Source organism: Paraburkholderia franconis, assembly GCF_009362735.1.
Lineage (GTDB): Bacteria > Pseudomonadota > Gammaproteobacteria > Burkholderiales > Burkholderiaceae > Paraburkholderia > Paraburkholderia franconis.
The window spans coordinates 165,106-182,229 of the sequence record NZ_WHNP01000008.1; the positions used below are offsets into that span (position 1 = coordinate 165,106).

The 17,124-nt window shown below is 63.9% G+C and carries 16 protein-coding genes; 5 read left to right on the plus strand and 11 right to left on the minus strand.

Annotated features, from left to right (window positions below; all coding sequences use genetic code 11):
* Window positions 1–13: 13 nt before the first annotated feature.
* The 3 genes from GCT13_RS11505 to GCT13_RS11515 all read right to left on the minus strand — a co-directional run bounded on the left by GCT13_RS11505 (window position 14) and on the right by GCT13_RS11515 (window position 1,991).
* The gene (locus GCT13_RS11505) at window positions 14–343 is read right to left on the minus strand and encodes an H-NS family nucleoid-associated regulatory protein (protein ID WP_152757963.1); all 330 of its coding nucleotides are present in this window, start codon (window positions 341–343) and stop codon (window positions 14–16) included.
* A 157-nt stretch (window positions 344–500) separates the two neighbouring features.
* Window positions 501–809, minus strand: coding sequence for a GIY-YIG nuclease family protein (locus tag GCT13_RS11510; RefSeq protein WP_152757966.1), 309 nt, complete (start codon window positions 807–809; stop codon window positions 501–503).
* A gap of 9 nt (window positions 810–818) precedes the next feature.
* Window positions 819–1,991 carry a GNAT family N-acetyltransferase gene (locus tag GCT13_RS11515; RefSeq protein WP_152757968.1) on the minus strand — a complete coding sequence of 391 codons (1,173 nt, stop codon included), beginning with the start codon at window positions 1,989–1,991 and terminating at the stop codon, window positions 819–821.
* A 380-nt stretch (window positions 1,992–2,371) separates the two neighbouring features.
* On the opposite strand from GCT13_RS11515, the gene GCT13_RS11520 reads away from it, so the two are divergent.
* Window positions 2,372–4,429: an NAD(+) synthase gene (locus GCT13_RS11520; protein ID WP_152757970.1), complete on the plus strand. Its 2,058-nt coding sequence runs from the start codon at window positions 2,372–2,374 to the stop codon at window positions 4,427–4,429.
* Window positions 4,430–4,560: 131 nt separating this feature from the next.
* On the plus strand, window positions 4,561–4,899 hold the full coding sequence (locus tag GCT13_RS11525) for a P-II family nitrogen regulator (RefSeq protein ID WP_087734445.1): 339 nt from the start codon (window positions 4,561–4,563) through the stop codon (window positions 4,897–4,899).
* A 238-nt stretch (window positions 4,900–5,137) separates the two neighbouring features.
* On the opposite strand, the gene GCT13_RS11530 is transcribed toward GCT13_RS11525, so the two are convergent.
* From GCT13_RS11530 to GCT13_RS11550, 5 genes are all read right to left on the minus strand, one after another.
* Window positions 5,138–6,289 (minus strand): porin, encoded by a 1,152-nt coding sequence (locus GCT13_RS11530; protein WP_152757972.1) that lies wholly within the window; start codon window positions 6,287–6,289, stop codon window positions 5,138–5,140.
* Window positions 6,290–6,868: 579 nt separating this feature from the next.
* Window positions 6,869–7,654 (minus strand): ABC transporter ATP-binding protein, encoded by a 786-nt coding sequence (locus GCT13_RS11535; RefSeq protein WP_152757974.1) that lies wholly within the window; start codon window positions 7,652–7,654, stop codon window positions 6,869–6,871.
* 30 nt (window positions 7,655–7,684) lie between these two features.
* Window positions 7,685–8,398: an ABC transporter permease gene (locus GCT13_RS11540; protein ID WP_152757976.1), complete on the minus strand. Its 714-nt coding sequence runs from the start codon at window positions 8,396–8,398 to the stop codon at window positions 7,685–7,687.
* Window positions 8,395–9,084 (minus strand): ABC transporter permease, encoded by a 690-nt coding sequence (locus GCT13_RS11545; protein WP_152757979.1) that lies wholly within the window; start codon window positions 9,082–9,084, stop codon window positions 8,395–8,397. The genes GCT13_RS11540 and GCT13_RS11545 overlap by 4 nt, the downstream gene beginning before the upstream one ends.
* A 308-nt stretch (window positions 9,085–9,392) precedes the next feature.
* Window positions 9,393–10,169, minus strand: a complete 777-nt coding sequence (locus GCT13_RS11550) for an ABC transporter substrate-binding protein (RefSeq protein WP_152757981.1) — start codon at window positions 10,167–10,169, stop codon at window positions 9,393–9,395.
* A 547-nt stretch (window positions 10,170–10,716) separates the two neighbouring features.
* On the opposite strand from GCT13_RS11550, the gene GCT13_RS11555 reads away from it, so the two are divergent.
* Window positions 10,717–11,424, plus strand: coding sequence for a pirin family protein (locus GCT13_RS11555; RefSeq protein ID WP_152757983.1), 708 nt, complete (start codon window positions 10,717–10,719; stop codon window positions 11,422–11,424).
* A gap of 177 nt (window positions 11,425–11,601) precedes the next feature.
* On the opposite strand, the gene GCT13_RS11560 is transcribed toward GCT13_RS11555, so the two are convergent.
* A complete protein-coding gene (locus tag GCT13_RS11560; protein WP_152757986.1) occupies window positions 11,602–12,153 on the minus strand; it encodes a periplasmic heavy metal sensor in 552 nt (183 codons plus the stop codon).
* A 223-nt stretch (window positions 12,154–12,376) separates the two neighbouring features.
* Here GCT13_RS11560 and GCT13_RS11565 point away from each other — a divergent pair, with 223 nt between their 5' ends.
* Window positions 12,377–13,102, plus strand: a complete 726-nt coding sequence (locus GCT13_RS11565; RefSeq protein ID WP_087734452.1) for a response regulator — start codon at window positions 12,377–12,379, stop codon at window positions 13,100–13,102.
* Entirely contained in the window at window positions 13,086–14,417 is a 1,332-nt protein-coding gene (locus GCT13_RS11570; protein WP_152757988.1) for an ATP-binding protein, read from the plus strand. The genes GCT13_RS11565 and GCT13_RS11570 overlap by 17 nt, the downstream gene beginning before the upstream one ends.
* A 108-nt stretch (window positions 14,418–14,525) precedes the next feature.
* On the opposite strand, the gene GCT13_RS11575 is transcribed toward GCT13_RS11570, so the two are convergent.
* Window positions 14,526–14,792 (minus strand): double-stranded DNA-specific endonuclease, encoded by a 267-nt coding sequence (locus tag GCT13_RS11575; RefSeq protein WP_087734453.1) that lies wholly within the window; start codon window positions 14,790–14,792, stop codon window positions 14,526–14,528.
* A gap of 156 nt (window positions 14,793–14,948) precedes the next feature.
* Window positions 14,949–16,628 carry a sensor domain-containing diguanylate cyclase gene (locus GCT13_RS11580; RefSeq protein WP_152757990.1) on the minus strand — a complete coding sequence of 560 codons (1,680 nt, stop codon included), beginning with the start codon at window positions 16,626–16,628 and terminating at the stop codon, window positions 14,949–14,951.
* Window positions 16,629–17,124 lie beyond the last annotated feature (496 nt).

The window sequence follows — 17,124 nt, forward strand, 5'->3', positions numbered from 1 at the left end:
ACGCTGCGCGCCCTTACTGCGGGCGCGCTGTCGCGAGCCGCGTGCCGGCGAACGGGTCCCGGCGCCAGTCGACGGTCGGGCGTGCCGCTGGTTTGGACCGCGTGGCGCGCTTCTCGACGACGAAGTGCTCCATCGACTGACCGGCGCTCACGGCCTGGCTCAGCCACTGCGGCAGATTTCCTTTACCGTCCCACGTATCGCCGGAAGCGCTGCGAAAGCGCGCCGACTTCTGGCGCGTGCGCTCTTCGGCCAGTGCAGCCGCGAGATCGGTGATCTTGATGCCGACCTGCGCCATGCGGCTGCGCAGATACGCAATCATGCTGTCACGCTTACGCTCGTCCATTTGCTTTCCCCTTGAGGTTCCTGCCAGGTAAAGGCACTGCGTCGGTATCGATTCGGTGTGGGGAAGTATGCTTTCGGGCCAAGGGCGCGTCGAGGTGCGATTATTGAAAACACTGTTGCTGCGCGGACAACGGCGCGGCGCGGATCACGAGTCCGGATCAGGCTTCCCCGGTGTCCGGCGCCTCTGCTTCGCTCAGCGCAGGCAGCACGGATTCGAGCGTCCGCGTTCCCGACGCCAGCTCCCGCTTCTGCGCGGGCGCGAGCTGCTTGACGCGGTACTCGGCCCGCAATGCGCTCGACCGGTCGGCGAGTTCGAACGTCGCGAGCAGGCGCACGGGCTTGCGCGAGCGCGTGTAGCGCGCGCCCGTGCCGTTGCAGTGCTTGTCGAAGCGCGCCGCGACGTCGGTGGCGATGCCCGTGTAGACGCTGCCGTCCGAGCATTCGATCAGATACAGAAACCACGGCATCGCGCGCGCCTAGTCCTTGAACGGGTTGTGTTCGCGCAGTTCGTCGACGTACGCGTGGATGTGATTCTTCTCGCTGTCGAGAAACCGCGCGACGGCATCCGAGAATGCCGGATGCGCGAGCCAGTGCGCCGAGCGCGTGACGGTCGGCATGAAGCCGCGCGCCATCTTGTGTTCGCCCTGCGCGCCGCCTTCGAACACGCCGAGCTTCTGCTCGATGCAGAATTCGAGCGGCTGATAGTACGCGGTCTCGAAGTGCAGGCAGGGCACGTGTTCGAGCGCGCCCCAGTAGCGCCCGTACAGCGTGCCGCCCGCATTCGCGCCGTCTCGCTGATAGACGACGAGCGAGCTCGCGATCGGCTTGCCCTCGTATTCTGCGATCACCAGCATCAGATTCTCGGGCATCGACGCGCCGATCATCCGGAAGAAGTCGAGATTCAGATACGGACTCGAAAAGTGCTCGCGGTACGTCTGCCGATAGCACTTGCTGAAGAAGCGCCATTCGGCGTCGCTGATGTCTTCGCCCGGCACGCGGCGAAACGTGATACCCGCCTCGCGCATCTTGCGTCGTTCGGCGCGGATGTTCTTGCGCTTCTTCTGTTCGAGCGTCGACAGGAACTCGTCGAAATCGCGGTAGCCTTCGTTGATCCAGTGGAACTGCACGCCTTCGCGCTGCATCATGCCGAGGTCCGTCAACACCTGCGCTTCCGTTTCGGTGGGGAAGAGCACATGCAGCGACGACACGTCGGCCTGCTCGGCGAATGCGACCAGCGTGGCGGCGAGATGGCGCAGAGCGTGCTCGTCGGCGGCGATGAGGCGCGTGCCCTGCACGGGTGTGAAGGGCACCGCGCACAGCAGCTTCGGATAGTAGGGCAGTCCGTTGCGCTTGTACGCGTCCGCCCATGCCCAGTCGAACACATACTCGCCGTACGAGTGGCCTTTCGCATAGACGGGCGCGGCCGCGGCCAGCTTGCCCGTGCGCGGATCGGTCAGCGTGACGAACTGCGGCGCCCAGCCCGTATCGGCGACGGCGCATTGCGTCGCGTGCAGCGCGCTCAGGAATTCGTGGCGCAAGAAAGGCGTCGGTTGCGCCTGCTGGCTGAGCAGCGCGTTCCACTCGACGGCATCCACTTCGAGCGGCGAAGCGAGAATGCCCGCGCTGTAATCAAAACGTTCCTGGTTCAATCTGTTCGACCGTTGGCGGTACTGTTGGCGCGCTCGCGTGGGCTCGCGACCCGACAGGACTGAATGATGCGGATATACGGACGCTGCGCGCGGGACCAGTTCGCCTCGATGCAACGACGATTCGATGGCAAGGCGCTAACTCCATCGCGGCGCGACGAACGGCCATGTTAATGCAAATGCGCGCGCGAAGTGCGCAGCGTGGTTTCCGAGGCGGGCGCGGCGATTGCGTGAAGGCTTGCGCGCACGTGATCGAGACCTGGAATACGCTTACCGCTTATCATCTACGCTGTTCGATAGCAGCCGTTTCGCGTGACCGCCTGTCGTTCGATTGGTTCGATCCGTTCGATTGGCCGACGCACGCGCCCGAAGGAATCTCTGACATGAAAGGCAATTTCTTTAACCTGTATTCGCATCGCTTTGCGCGCGTCGCGGTGGGTGTGCCGCGCTGCCGGGTGGCCGACCCCGCCTTCAACGCCGACGAGACGCTCAAGCTCGCGCGCGAAGCCGCCGCGAAGGGTGCGGCGCTCGTCGCGTTTCCCGAGCTTGGCCTGCCCGCCTATACCTGTGACGATCTCTTTCATCAGGGCGCGCTGCTCGATGCATGCAAGACCGCGCTGGCAAAGATCGTCGATGCGTCGAAGAAGCTGTCCGCCGCGCTGATCGTCGGCATGCCACTGCAGGTGGACCACAGCCTGTTCAACTGTGCGGTGGTCGTCGCGCGCGGCGCCGTGCTCGGCGTGGTGCCGAAGAGCTATCTGCCGAACTACGGCGAGTTCTACGAAGCGCGCCAGTACACGCCCGCCGACAGCGCCGTCGCGCGCGAGATCGATCTGCTCGGCGAGCGCGTGCCGTTCGGCGCGTCGCTGCTGTTCGAACTGACGGACGTGCCCGACTTCCGCTTTCACGTCGAGATCTGCGAGGACGTGTGGGTGCCCATTCCGCCGTCGTCGTTCGCGGCGCTTGCGGGCGCGACGGTGCTCGTGAACCTGTCGGCGTCGAACATCGTGGTGGGCAAGTCGGGCTACCGGCATCAACTCGTCGGCCAGCAGTCGGCGCGCTGTCTCGCGGCGTATCTGTACACGTCGGCGGGCCGCGGAGAATCGTCGACCGACATGGCGTGGGACGGCCAGGCGTTGATCTGCGAAAACGGCGAGATGCTCGCCGAGTCCGAGCGCTTTCTCGACGACTCGCACCTGATCTTCGCGGACGTCGATCTCGAGCGGCTCTCGCACGAACGCATGCGGCAGACGACTTTCGGCATGTCGGTGCAGCGTCACAAGGAAGAAGTGGCGAAGTTCCGGATCGTGCGCATCGCGATCGATCACGATACGTCGCGCGCGTTGCCGATCGAGCGCAAGGTCGAGCGCTTCCCGTACGTGCCCGCCGATACGCGGCGCCGCGACGAACGCTGCAACGAGGTCTACAACATCCAGGTGCAGGCGCTCGTGCAGCGGCTGTCGGCGTCGAATATCCAGAAGGTCGTGATCGGTGTGTCGGGCGGGCTCGACTCGACGCATGCGCTGCTCGTCTGCGCGAAGGCAATGGACCGTCTGAAGCTGCCGCGCACGAACATCATCGGCGTGACGATGCCGGGCTTCGCGACCAGCGACCGCACGCTGAAGCAGGCGCGCGAGCTGATGGAAGTGGTCGGCTGCACGTCGATGGAAATCGACATCCGGCCGAGCTGCGAGCAGATGCTCAAGGACCTCGACCATCCGTATTCGGCGGGCGAGGCGAAGTACGACATCACGTTCGAGAACGTGCAGGCGGGCGAGCGCACGAACCATCTGTTCCGTCTCGCCAATTTCCACAACGGCATCGTGATCGGCACGGGCGATCTGAGCGAACTGGCACTCGGCTGGTGCACGTATGGCGTCGGCGATCACATGTCGCACTACAGCGTGAACGCGAGCGTGCCGAAGACGCTGATCACGCACCTCGTGCGCTGGGTTGCGGAGACGGGCGCGATCGGCAAGAGCGGTTCCGGCACGCTGCTCAATATTCTCGCCACCGAGATCAGCCCGGAACTGGTGCCCGGCAAGGCGGCGGGGGCGATTGAACAGAAGACCGAGTCGTTCATCGGGCCCTACGAGTTGCAGGACTTCAACCTGTACTACATCCTGCGCTACGGCTTTGCGCCTTCGAAGGTAGCGTACCTCGCGCTGCACGCATGGCGCGACAAGGAGAGGGGCGGCTGGCCGGAAGGCGCGCACGTCGCGCGCAACGAGTACGACCTCGCCGCGATCAAGCGCAATCTCGGCATCTTTTTGTGGCGCTTCTTCAAGACGAGCCAGTTCAAGCGGAGCTGCGTGCCGAATGCGCCGAAGGTGGGCTCGGGCGGATCGCTGTCGCCGCGCGGCGACTGGCGTGCGCCGAGCGATTCGGAAGCGACTGTCTGGACCGATGATCTTGCAACGGTTCCGGACAAAGCCGCCTGAGCCCCGTCTTTATCTGCTGCCGCGTGTACGCCGCTGCACGCGGCGTCGTGCCCATGCTGGCAAGGTGTGCAGTGCGGCGTAGAATCTAACGCATCTGAACCTTCCTTTTTCGAACCGAGACGAGGCCTGCCATGAAACGCATCACCGCCATCATCAAACCGTTCAAGCTCGACGAAGTCCGCGAAGCGCTCGCCGAAGTCGGCCTGACGGGGCTGACCGTCACCGAGGTCAAAGGCTTCGGCCGTCAGAAAGGGCACACCGAGCTCTATCGCGGCGCCGAATACGTGGTCGATTTTCTGCCGAAAGTGAAGATCGAAGTCGTGGTCGCGAACAACCAGACCGATCAGGTGATCGATGCGATCATCGGCGCGGCGCGCACGGGCAAGATCGGCGACGGCAAGATCTTTGTCGCGGATGTCGAGCGCGTGATCCGCATTCGCACGGGTGAGGAGAACGAAGCGGCCGTATAAGCGGTCTACTTGCGCGTCCCGCTTCGCGGGGTCGCGCATCGCGTCGGATTACGCGCCGGCGTTGCACTGCGCCGGTGCTTCGATGCACAAGCGGAGTGCTTTGAACTTCGGTTTTGAACTTCGCCGTCCGCGCAAATAAAAAAAGGTGCGACACCCTTTCGGACATCGCACCGATACGCGCCTCTCGCAGCAGCGTGAAAACTGTTTCCGTTAAAGCTCTTCTGTTTGCACCGTTCGATTAGAACGAGTGCTGGATACCTGCATACACGCCCGACTGGCTATGACCCGGCAGCGGGTTGTCGGTTGCGACTGCCGTACCCGGGTTGTTCGCGTTCAGGCCGTAGTTAGCCGTCTTGCTGTTCTGGACCGTTGCGATCTGGATGTCCAGCAGCGTGCGCTTCGACAGGTTGTACGAGCCGCCGATCGTGTAGATCGTCGCGTTGCCTGCGCCGTTGTTGCCGTTCACGTGGTAGACGGCTGCGATCAGCGCCGCTGCCGGCGTTGCTTGCCACGTCACGCCGCCCCATTCGTGATCGAGCGTTGTCGGCTGGCCAGGCAGAACGCCCGTTGCACCCGACGTACGGACAGCCTGGTAGGCAGCCTGAACCTTGAACTGGCCCAGGAACACGTTGACCATCGCCGAGTATTCGCGCGACGCTGAGTACACGCCGCCCGGCGCGTTAGCCGTGTTGATCAGGCCCGTCTGCGGGCCGTACAGCACACCGTTGCCCGGGTTGCGGATTTCGTCGTACATGCCGCGAACCTGGAACAGCGACGAGGTGTAGGTGACCTGCGCACCGGCTTCGCGGCCTTGCGGCGTCGTGCCGTTACCGTTCCAGTTCGTCGCGTTCGACAGCGCGTATTGGCCGTAGAAGTCAAAGCCCGCTATCTTCGGTGACTGGTAAGCGACGTTGTTACTCGATTGCGGCCAGTTGCGGCCACGCACCAGCGATGCCGACGACCAGTTCGACTGACCGAACGGATCGAAGTCCCACACGCCGTTCGAGATGAACAGCATGCGGCCCATCGTGAACGTACCGTATTGGTTGTTCGCGAAGCCGACCGTCGCCCAACGATTGAAAAGACCGCCGCCGCCAGGGCCTGCGCCCGTCATCGTGTTGAACGAGCCTTCCAACTGGAACACGGCCTTGGTGCCGCCGCCCAGATCTTCAGCGCCCTTCAAGCCCCACAGGCTGGTACCCCAGTCGCCGCTCTCCGCACGGAAACGGTGCGTGCTGCTTTGCGCGGCACCCGCTGCGTTCGGGTTCGTCGGCACACCCGACATGTACTCCAGACCAGCGTCCAGACGCCCGTACAGCGTCACGCTGCTCTGTGCGTGTGCTGCAACGCCGAAAGTCAGCAGCGCTGCGGCAGCCAAAGCTTTCTTCATCTTCTCCTCCATACCCTGTCAAAAAGTAAAGCCAGTACTGCGAGTGGTGCCCGGACGCCAGCGGCGCCGAGCAGGAATCCCTTTCAGGGAGATGGGCGGGTGATCGGTTGTTTGTCGATGCAGCTTCGAGGCTGTCTGATCGTCACGCCGATCTCTCTCGCGACCGGTATCTCCTATACGTTTGTTTTGAAGTGAAACTACTTTTCTTGAACTTTGTTTTGCTACTTTCGTTACTAATTTAGCAAAATACCCCTCGGTTGGCGAATAAATTAGCGATGCTCGGTAAAGATGTCTCTAAATTGCAATACCACTGTGAGACAAGTGGCGTGCGGAGGGCTTTGAATAGAGCTCCGGGCCTTGTCCGACAAGGGAAGCACGGTTGTTAACGAGTGGTGTCAAGGATTGCCTCTATTGACGCGATAAATCGTCGGGAGTAGGGGCGTTCCGGTCCGTTGGTGGTGCAGATGTTGGGATGCCGAAGCTTTGATGTGGCGCAGGAGGGACAGGGAGGCGTCGCGAGGGCAATGAAAAAGGGCGCCGGTAAGCGCCCTGTAATGCTACATAAACTACATCACGGAATTATTTCAGGCTGCCCGACAGGAACTGCTTGAGGCGGTCACTCTTCGTGTTCCTGAACACTTCATCCGGATGGCCTTCCTCTTCGACGCGCCCCTGATGCAGGAACATCACGTGATTCGACACGTTGCGCGCGAACGCCATCTCGTGCGTGACGACGATCATCGTGCGGCCTTCTTCCGCGAGCGTCTGCATGACCTTCAGCACTTCGCCGACCAGCTCGGGGTCGAGCGCGGAAGTGGGCTCGTCGAACAGCATCACGTCGGGGTTCATCGTCAGCGCGCGGGCGATCGCCACGCGCTGCTGCTGGCCGCCTGACAGATGCGACGGGTACTGCTTCTCGACGCGCGGCGCGAGGCCCACTTTCTCCAGATACGTGCGGGCGCGCTCCTCGGCATCCTTGCGCGACATGCCCAGCACGTGCAGCGGCGCTTCGATGACGTTTTCGAGCACCGTCATGTGCGTCCACAGGTTGAAGTGCTGGAACACCATCGAAAGTTTCGTACGCATCCGTTGCAACTGCTTCTGGTCCGACACGCGCAGTGCGCCGTGCTTGTCCTTCTGCGTGCGGATCTCCTGGCCGTCGACGAAGATGCGCCCAGCGTTCGGCTGCTCGAGGAAGTTGATGCAGCGGAGCATCGTGCTCTTGCCCGAGCCGGACGAACCGATCACGCTGATCACGTCGCCGCGGTTCGCGCGCAGCGTGACGCCTTTGAGAACTTCATTGTCGCCGTACTGCTTGTGCAGGTTGTCGACGAAAAGCATTTGCTGTGTGGCTTGAGTGTTCATCGGGTTCCTTGACTTGCTTATTCGCCGTCGTTACTTGCCTTGCGGGCGCAGATAAGCGAGCCAGCGGCGCTCGGCGCGGCGGAAGAGCCAGACGAGCGCAAAAGAGACGATCAGATAGAGCAGGGCGGCGATGCCGAAAGCGTCGAACGAACGGTAGGTCGCCGAGTTGACGTCGCGTGCAATCTTCAGGATGTCCGGCACGGTCGCGGTGAAGGCGACGGTGGTCGCGTGCAGCATCAGGATCACTTCGTTGCTGTAGTACGGCAAGGCGCGGCGCAGCGCCGACGGCAGGATCACACGGCGATACAGCGTGAACTGCGACATGCCATAGGCGCGCGCGGCTTCGATTTCGCCGTACGGCGTCGCCTTGATCGCGCCCGCGAAAATCTCCGTCGTGTACGCGCAGGTGTTCAGCGTAAACGCGAGCAGCGTGCAATGCATGCCGTCGCGAAAGAACGCGTTGGTCAGCGCGTTCGAGCGAATCATTTCGAGGCTGTAGAGGCCCGTATAGCAGAGCAGCAGTTGCACGTACAACGGCGTGCCGCGGAAGATGTAGGTATACAGCCACACCGCGCCCGCGAGCCATTTCTTCTTCGACACGCGCGCGACAGCGAGCGGTATCGACAGACAGAAGCCCAGGCCGATCGACACGACGAGCAGCCACAGCGTGATGACGACGCCCGTGAAGCGGTAGCCGTCCGTATAGAGATAGTTGCGCCAGTATTCCTGGATCAGCTCGATCATAGTTCCGCCTTGCGCACGCCAGTCGAGTAGCGTTTTTCGAGGTACATCAGCACGAAGTTCGACACTGTCGTGATCGCCAGATAGATCGCGCCGGCCATCAGCGTGAAGAAGAAGAAACGCAGCGTGCCTTTGCCGGCATCCTGCGATGCCTTGACGACGTCCGCGAGGCCGATGATCGACACGAGCGCCGTCGCCTTGACCATCACCTGCCAGTTGTTGCCGATGCCGGGCAGCGCGAAGCGCATCATCTGCGGGAACATGATCCTCGAGAACACTTGCCAGGCCGTCATGCCGTACGCGGCGCCCGCTTCGAGCTGGCCGCGCGGCACCGCGAGGAACGCGCCGCGGAAAGTCTCCGTGAAATACGCGCCGTAGATGAAGCCGAGCACGGCGACGCCGGCGACGAACGGATCGATGTCGATCTGGTCCCAGCCGAGCATGTCGGTGAGATTGTTCAGCCAGATCTGGATGCTGTAGAAGAGCAGCAGCATCAGCACGAGATCGGGGACGCCGCGCACGAGTGTCGTGTAGAGCGTGCCGATGCCATACGACAAGCGGTTTTTCGACAGCTTCGCCGCCGCGCCGAGCAGACCGAGCAGAAACGCCAGCGCAAGCGACAGGATCGCCAGCTTGACGGTCTGCACCGTGCCGGCAAAGATGAGCGGGCCGTAGCCTTGAAAGAACATAGTGAGTCCTTGACGACGCTCCCGCGCGCCGCGAAAGACGCGGAACGCGTGCGCTGCGGCGGGTCGCGCGAAGGCCGATGCGGTATCGCCTTCGATGTCTCCCGTGCGGCGCACAGCATGCCGCTGTGCGAATCATGACTGCCTGACCATTGCCGGCCGGCAGCGCGTTTTCCAGCTTGTTTGCTACTGCTTGTTCGTTACTTCGTGTGCGACTGTATTACGAAGCCCGGCGACAAGCCCATCCGGGCCTGTCCCGAGCCTTTGCTGCGCGACGCCGGCGCAGGCGGCCCGCCCACGCCCATCAGAGGCTAGCGGCTCTGATAAATATCGACGTCGAAGTACTGCTTCTCGAGCCGCTTGAACGTGCCGTCCTGGTGGATGTCGGCGAGCGCCTTGTTGAGCTTCGCTTTCAGCTCGCCGTCTTCCTTTCGCACGCCGATGGCCGTGCCTTCGCCGATCGTCTTCGGGTCCTTCACTTCCGGGCCGGCCCACGCGAAGCCCTTGCCGCGCGGCGTCTTCAGAAAGCCGGCGTCAGCCTGCAGTTCATCTTGCAGCGACGCGTCGAGACGCCCCGTCGCGAGATCGGCGTACACCTGATCCTGGTTCTGGTACGGCACGATCGTCACGCCCTTGGGCTCCCAGTACGCCTTCGCGTACGCTTCCTGCGTCGTGCCCTGCTCGACGCCGACGTGCTTGCCCTTCAGCAATTCAGCCGTCGGCAGAAGCGGCGAGCCCGCCTTCGCGATCATGCGCGCGGGCGCGTCGAACAGCTTGTCGGAGAAGTCGATCTGCTCGCGGCGCTTGTCGGTGACGGTCAGCGACGACACGATGATGTCGAACTTCTTGCCCTTCAGCGCCGGGATGATGCCGTCGAAATCCTGCGGAATCCACACGCACTTGACGTTCATCTTCGCGCAGAGCGCCTTCGTCAGATCGACGTCGAAACCGATCATCTGGCCATTCGGCGCCATCGATTCGAACGGCGGATAACTGGCGTCGACCCCGATGCGCACGGTTTTCCATTCTTTTGCCATAGCCCCCGTGGCCATGACTGCGAGCGCTACGCACAGTGCGAGCTTCTTCATGTTTCTCCTGACTTCCCGATCGCCGCGGTGCCGTCCCGCGCCGGCGACCGCCGGCTGGTGGCCGGCCGTCGCCATTCTAGGCGGACAAAATTATGCTGCCCGGGTTAAAGGCGAATTGACCGATTTGCCGCCGATTCATTGACCCAAGCGGCCTGCTGCTTGCCGGCCTCTTTCCCCACCCAGGCGGCCGCGAGGCGTGCTCCCCTTGCTGTCCGGGGGCGCGCGCTGTGAGCGGCGATCCGTCCGGACGCGGCACGCGCGTCGACCCTTTCCAAAAAGCGCGGTATTTTACCCGAACCCGGGCGCGGTGCCAGTGGCAGTCGTGTGGCAGCCGTGCGGAAAAAGCCCTTTGCCGCCAGAGACATGCGTGCGCGGCGCGATATCCCGGCATGCGTGCGGATGTCGTCACGACCGATGCGGCGCGCATTGCACGGCCGTCGCCATTGCCGTCATTTGCGGAACGATCCGGTGCAGTGGCGGCGGTTGTTCCGGGCGCGCGCGGCCCATACATTCTTCCCGTCATCACCAATTTTCACGGGAGAGTCACATGATCACGATTCGCCGCTCCGACGAACGGGGCCACGCCAACCACGGCTGGCTAGACTCGAAGCACAGCTTCTCGTTTGCCGATTACTACGATCCGGAGCACATGCATTTCGGCCCGCTGCGCGTGATCAACGAGGATCGCATTGCGGGCGGGCAGGGCTTCGGCACGCACGGGCATCGCGACATGGAAATCGTCACGTATGTGCTCGACGGCGCGCTGTCGCATCGCGATAGCATGGGCAACGGCTCGACGATCCGCCCTGGCGACGTGCAGCGCATGAGCGCCGGCACGGGCGTGATGCATAGCGAGTTCAATGCGTCGCAGGAAGACCTGCTACATCTGCTGCAGATCTGGATCATCCCGAAGCGCGCGGGCGATCAACCCGGCTACGAGGAAAAGCGCTTCAGCGATGCGGACAAGCGCGGCCGTCTGCGCGTCGTCGTGTCGCCGGATGGGCGCGACGGCTCGGTGACGATTCACGCCGACGCGTCGATCCACGCGGGTCTTTTCGACGGCGCGGAGCGCGCCGAGTATGCGCTAGCGGCTGGGCGCGAGGCGTATGTGCACATCGCGCGTGGCGCGCTGACGGTGAACGGCGAAGCGCTGAAGGCAGGCGACGCCGCGATGATCACCGATGCGTCCGCGGTCACGCTCGAGAACGGCGAGGGCGCCGAAGTGCTGCTGTTCGACCTGGGGCGGTTGCGTTAAGCCGCCAGCCGTCAGGCTGTCGTCCGGGCGTTCGCGCTTTCGCCGGACCATCGATGAGAAACGCCACGGGATGTCGTTCCCGTGGCGTTTTCTTCTACGTGTAGCACGCGATGATCGGCGCGAGGCAAGGGCGGCCGACCGCGCCGCCCTGCGCGACGCGTCACGTGCGATCGCCGCTTACGGCTTCACCGCCGAAGCCGCCGCGTCGCCGCGATGCTTTTCCCAACGCTCGCGCATCTTCTCGTGACGCTGCTCCATCTTCGCGAAGTGCTGCTTGAGCGAGGTGCTGACGGTGGTCTTCTGCTGGTCGTTCAGGCCGTTATAGAAGTTGAGCCACGCCGTCGCCGTCTGTTCGCGCAGTTGCGCGTCCTTCTGCTCGATCTGCTGATGCGCGGCGTGCATCGCGTTCAGGTCGAGGATCGGCTGCTGCTGCATCTGCTTGAACTGCTGACGCATCTGCTCGTGGTTCGCGCGTTCCGCTTCATGGCTTTGCTTCATCGTGTCGAGCGCGGCCTGCCATTGCTTTTCCTGATCCGCGTTCAGCTTGAGCTGCCCGTGCAACTGGTTCAGCTCCTTCATAAAGTGGCCGTGGTGCCAGCCGGGACCGCCGGGGCCCATGCCACCGGGACCACCGGGGCCACCTTGGGGCTGCGCGGCGAACGCGGACCCGAGACTCAGTGCGAGCGATGCAGCGGCGACGGCGAGAAAGCGTGATGTTTTTTTGGACATTACAGTGCTCCTTGATGACTAGCCGACGATGCCGCCTGTCTCGAAGGTGGACGGGCGTGCATTCGGTAAGGCACAGCGTAGAGGGATCGAACGAGGGGCGTGTTACGCGTATCCTTGCGGAAGTTACGCGACATTACGTGTGCCTTTCGCGGTAACACCCCGTAACCCTTTCGGGGGTCAGTTGGGTCGAATAGCCGTCGGGGCGCGCGTTACACTTCAAGCCATGGCTACTCAAATTCTTGTCGTCGATGACGACGTCGAACTGCGCGACCTGCTGCGCGATTACCTGGCCCGGCAAGGCATCGAGGTTTCGGTGCTGCATGACGCCAGCTCTCTGGAACGCCGCATCGAGCGCGAACGTCCCGACCTGATCGTGCTGGACCTGATGATGCCGGGTGTCGACGGGCTGACGGCGCTGCGCAAGCTGCGCGCGTCGGGTGACGATATCCCCGTCATCATGCTCACGGCGCGCGCCGACGATGTGGACCGTATCGTTGGCCTGGAACTCGGCGCGGACGATTACCTCGGCAAGCCGTTCAATCCGCGTGAGCTGCTCGCTCGCGTGCAGGCAGTGTTGCGACGCCGCAAGACGCAGCCGTCGGCGGCCGCGCCCGAGCAGCGCGAGCCGTTTTCGTTCGGCCGCTTCACGCTCGATTTCCAGTCGCGCACGCTGCATCAGGAAGGCAAGCCGCTCACGCTGTCCGGCAGCGAATTCGCGCTGCTGAAGATCTTCGTTAATCACCCGATGCGCACGCTCACCCGCGAGCGCCTGCTCGAACTGCTGCACGGTCCCGAATACGACGGCACCGACCGCGGCATTGACGTGCAGGTGTGGCGCCTGCGCCGCATCCTCGAAACCGATCCGTCCGTTCCGCGCTTCATCCAGACCGTGCGCGGGCGCGGATATGTGTTCGTCCCCGATGGCGAGCAACATGCGTCGTCCAATTGATTCGCTGTTCGGACGGCTGGCGCTGCTGGTCGTCTGCGTGCTGCTGCTGTCGCATTTCGCGTGGTATCTGCTGGTACGTTTCGAGCGCAACCAGTTGCAGACGCGCTACGCCGTCGAAGAAGCGGTGTTTCTCGTCGATGCCGTGCGCGATCACGTGAGGCGCGAGCCCGACCAGCCGCTACCGTCGCGCGTGCGTCTCGTCGATCCCGCCAGCAACGACGTGCCGCCCGATGCGCCAAACCTGCCCATGCCGCTCAACCGCTTCCTTGACGACGTGCGCGACCGCATGCCGACCTCGACGCAGGTGCGCATCGGCGCGCCCGGCAAGCCGCCCACGTTATGGGTGCGCTCGGCGAGCGACGCGAGCTGGATCGTCGTGCCCGTGCAGCCATTGCGGCCGCCGCGGCCGCTCGACCGGATGGTGCTGTGGCTCGGCATCATTTTCTCGGCGGGCGTGATGGCGGCGCTCTTCGCGGCGTGGCAGTTGCAGCAGCCGCTGCGCTCGCTCGCGCAGGCTGTCGCGCGCTTCGGGCGCGGCCTGCCCGTGCCGCCGTTGCGCGAACGCGGGCCGCGCGAGTTGCGTCAGCTGACGCACGGCTTCAATCAGATGGTCCAGGAAGTCGAGCGCACGGAGCACGACCGCGCCGTGATGCTCGCGGGTGTCGCGCACGATCTGAAGACGCCGCTTGCGCGTCTGCGGCTGCGCGCCGAAATGATGGACGAACCGAAGATGCGCGACGGCGTCGTGCGCGACGTCGATTCGATGACGCATATCGTCGAGCAGTTTCTGGTGTTCGCGCATGACGGCGCGGATCGCAGCGAGCCCGTCGAAGTGGATGCGCAGTGCGAGCGCGTGGTGCGCAGCTATCGTGCGGTATCGTCGGGCGCGCCGACGGTGCAGACGGATTTGTGCGCCGGTCCCGGATTCAGGCTGCCCGCGGCGACGCTCGACCGCATCCTGTCGAATCTGCTCGATAACGCGCATGCGTATGGCGCGCCGCCCGTTGTCGTTTCCACGGCGCGCACGCCGCGCGGCTTCACGCTGACCATCAGCGACAACGGCAGTGGCATTGCCGCGCAGGACCTGATCAACGCAAGCCGTCCGTTCGTGCGGCTCGATCCCGCGCGCGGCGGCAACGGCCATAGCGGCCTGGGGCTCGCAATCGTCGAGCGGCTCGTGCGCCGCGCGGGCGGCGAATGGCAGATCGGCAACAACGACGCCGCAACCAACGGCGGGCGAGGGCTGCGCGTGCAGATGACGTTCCCATTGGAATTAGAGTCGCGCGCGGCGGCGACCTCGGAAAGCGCCTGGTGATCCGCTGCGCGGGGTGAGAAGGATCGACGGAACTTGATGAGTATCGACGGGCAGTGACGCCCGTCATTCCCTTTCATGCGCGCTGCGCGCGAGGCGAGAGGGTCGCGCCTATTCGGTGAAGAGCGAGTTGAGCGCGGCGGCCGCTTCGCTGTCGACGGTATTCCACGTGACCGTGTCCGCCTCGAAGATGTAGTGCGTCGTGTACTTGCCAAGACGCGCCAGGATTTCTTCCTGGATCACTTCCGGCGCCACTTCGAGTTTCAGATACCACGCGGTCGACGACAGGCGTGTCTGAAACGCGCCGTACTCTGCAAGCAGATGATCGAAAGCGTCAGCGTCCTGATCGCGGCAGACGATGACCAGATTTCCCTTCATGCGAACCTCCGGGGAGCGTATAGCGGTGATCACAACCTTCGTTCGAAAGTCGATGATACCTGCTTGCGCTTCGCTTGCCCGGCGGCTTCGGCACAGGGATGCAGGCTGCATGGCCCGCAAACACCATGCGCGTACCTGACCGCGCATTTCAGAGGATCACCAGACGCTGGCGGACGCGCGCGTGGGCGGCGCGGTGTCGTCGGGCGGAACGGCTTCGCTGCGATCGCGGCCGCCCTGTTTTGCCGTATAGAGCGCCTGGTCGGCGCGGCTGACGATGCGCTCCGGCAAATCCTCCTGCGACAATTCCGTGATGCCGATGCTTACGCTCAAGCCCACCGACGGAGGCAGCTTCGTCGACGGCATCGACTTGAGCCTCACGCGCAGGCGCTCGACTACTTCGAGCCCCGCGCCGAGTGCCGTCGCGGGCAGCAGAATGCCGAACTCCTCGCCGCCCAGCCGCCCGATCGCGTCGCTGCCGCGCAGCTCGCTGCGGCACGTGTCGACGAAATGTTCGAGCGCGCGGTCGCCCGCCGCGTGGCCGAAGCGATCGTTGATCTGCTTGAAGTGATCGAGGTCGGCGATCGCCATGCAGAGCGGCTCGCCCGCCGCATGCGCACGGTCGATCTCATGGCGCAACAGGTCGAGGAAATAGCGCCGCGACAGCGCGCCTGTCAGGGCGTCGTGGCGGGCCTCGGCGGACAGCAGCGTATTGGCCGACTGCAACTGCTCGGCGAGCACGCGCGTCGCGCGGTGGTGGCGCCGCTCGCGCAGGTACGACACGGTGATCACCCAGGCCAGCGCGACCGTACCCGCGAGCGTCAGGAACACCAGCAGGTGATCGCGCTTGTGATTGCGCATCAGTTCGGGCCAGGCGGCGAGAGGATCGACGAGATGCGCGGAGAGCCCCGAATTCAATCCTTCGCGGGACTGGTAGAGCGTCGGGACCGGCTGGCCGGGCATGTCGAACAGTTGCTCGGCGATCTCAGGCGGCACCCACGGCGCATCGCGGCGCACCTGCCCCTTGACGGCCCGGATCTGCACGGGCTGGAAGTGGTCGCGGTGATAGGTGCTCATGCGCTCGGCCTCGCGCATCTGCGTGACGCGCGAGTTCGGCAGCGCCTCACCTTCGAGCGCGGCGTTGTGCGCCATGATGATCACGCCGTTGTCGTCGGTGACGAAGGTGCCTGCGTGCGCGACCCAGTGACGCAGCCGCGCGATGCCGACCTTCGCGACGATCGCGCCGACCAGCAGCCCATCGTCGTAGACGGGCGCGGAAATGAAAATGCCCGGCTCGCCGCTCATGCGGCCCACGCCGTACGCCTCGCCGAATGCGCCGAGCAGCGCGTTGGTCAGATAGCTGCGCGAGCGCATGTCGATGCCGACGAACGACTGCGCGTTCTGCGCGTTGCTCGCGGCCACGCATAGTCCGTTCGCGTTGACGAGCCAGATGATGTCGAGGCCGGAGAAGCCCTGAGCGTCGCGCAGAAAGCCGTCGATGCCCGCCAGCTCGGGCGATTTCAGCAATTCTTCCCGATGAGCGGGTTCCCCGTCGACGCCTGAAACGGCATAATTCTGCGAGTGCGTCAGCGCCTGCTGGATCACGCCGAGTTCGGCCATGGTGGCGGGTATGGCACGCGACATCGCCAGGTCGCTCGCGATCACTTCGGCCATGTTGTAGACGATCGAGCCGGACATCTGCCGCTGCTGGCGCAAGGCGGCATCCAGTTCTTGCTGTACCATCCGGTCCGCGACCAGGCCGGATGCGAACCAGCATGCGATCACGACCAGTATGAAACTGGCCGGTCCCGATGCCTGGCGCAAGATTGTCCTTTTCATCGACCCTCTGATCCGTCTGACTGATTCATGCAACAAAGCCTTTCGTTGCAACGCGCCGGCGTTGGGCCGTTCCTGTCGATCTTCGCCGTGTGCCGCACGGACCCAGGATAGATGCGCCGGTCCGCCGTCCTCGTTGCTGGCAGCCTGCTGGATACGCCGCTTCCAGATTTTAACCGTCGCGCGGCAAGGCGCCAGTCAGGATTTGCTCGCTTGAAAGTCCCGTGTGGTCTTTAACGGCCTGGGAAGGGACTTTCTGAATAGCGCGGCGCGATTCCAATGTGGCTCGCGCGCGACGGTCCGCGGGCTTGGGTGCGAGGCGCCGCGCGGCTCGCTGCTTACAGATGCATTCCGAGAACCATTCAGCGTGACATTTGAATGTCAACGGTTGTTTCTGTCACACGGGTTGTAGTAGTGTCGTGCCGTCCAAAACGAGGAAAGCTCGCCGTTCTGCCGGCGGCGGCCGCGCGGACGAATGCGCCGGCCGTGTGCGCAGGCC

Bases quoted from the DNA above. Each gene is read 5' to 3' on its own strand.
- GCT13_RS11505 (WP_152757963.1), bottom strand. From the start codon at position 343: ATGGACGAGCGTAAGCGTGACAGCATGATTGCGTATCTGCGCAGCCGC.
- GCT13_RS11510 (WP_152757966.1), bottom strand. From the start codon at position 809: ATGCCGTGGTTTCTGTATCTGATCGAATGCTCGGACGGCAGCGTCTAC.
- GCT13_RS11520 (WP_152757970.1), top strand. From the start codon at position 2,372: ATGAAAGGCAATTTCTTTAACCTGTATTCGCATCGCTTTGCGCGCGTC.
- GCT13_RS11525 (WP_087734445.1), top strand. From the start codon at position 4,561: ATGAAACGCATCACCGCCATCATCAAACCGTTCAAGCTCGACGAAGTC.
- GCT13_RS11530 (WP_152757972.1), bottom strand. From the start codon at position 6,289: ATGAAGAAAGCTTTGGCTGCCGCAGCGCTGCTGACTTTCGGCGTTGCA.
- GCT13_RS11535 (WP_152757974.1), bottom strand. From the start codon at position 7,654: ATGAACACTCAAGCCACACAGCAAATGCTTTTCGTCGACAACCTGCAC.
- GCT13_RS11540 (WP_152757976.1), bottom strand. From the start codon at position 8,398: ATGATCGAGCTGATCCAGGAATACTGGCGCAACTATCTCTATACGGAC.
- GCT13_RS11545 (WP_152757979.1), bottom strand. From the start codon at position 9,084: ATGTTCTTTCAAGGCTACGGCCCGCTCATCTTTGCCGGCACGGTGCAG.
- GCT13_RS11550 (WP_152757981.1), bottom strand. From the start codon at position 10,169: ATGAAGAAGCTCGCACTGTGCGTAGCGCTCGCAGTCATGGCCACGGGG.
- GCT13_RS11555 (WP_152757983.1), top strand. From the start codon at position 10,717: ATGATCACGATTCGCCGCTCCGACGAACGGGGCCACGCCAACCACGGC.
- GCT13_RS11560 (WP_152757986.1), bottom strand. From the start codon at position 12,153: ATGTCCAAAAAAACATCACGCTTTCTCGCCGTCGCCGCTGCATCGCTC.
- GCT13_RS11565 (WP_087734452.1), top strand. From the start codon at position 12,377: ATGGCTACTCAAATTCTTGTCGTCGATGACGACGTCGAACTGCGCGAC.
- GCT13_RS11570 (WP_152757988.1), top strand. From the start codon at position 13,086: ATGCGTCGTCCAATTGATTCGCTGTTCGGACGGCTGGCGCTGCTGGTC.
- GCT13_RS11575 (WP_087734453.1), bottom strand. From the start codon at position 14,792: ATGAAGGGAAATCTGGTCATCGTCTGCCGCGATCAGGACGCTGACGCT.
- GCT13_RS11580 (WP_152757990.1), bottom strand. From the start codon at position 16,628: ATGAAAAGGACAATCTTGCGCCAGGCATCGGGACCGGCCAGTTTCATA.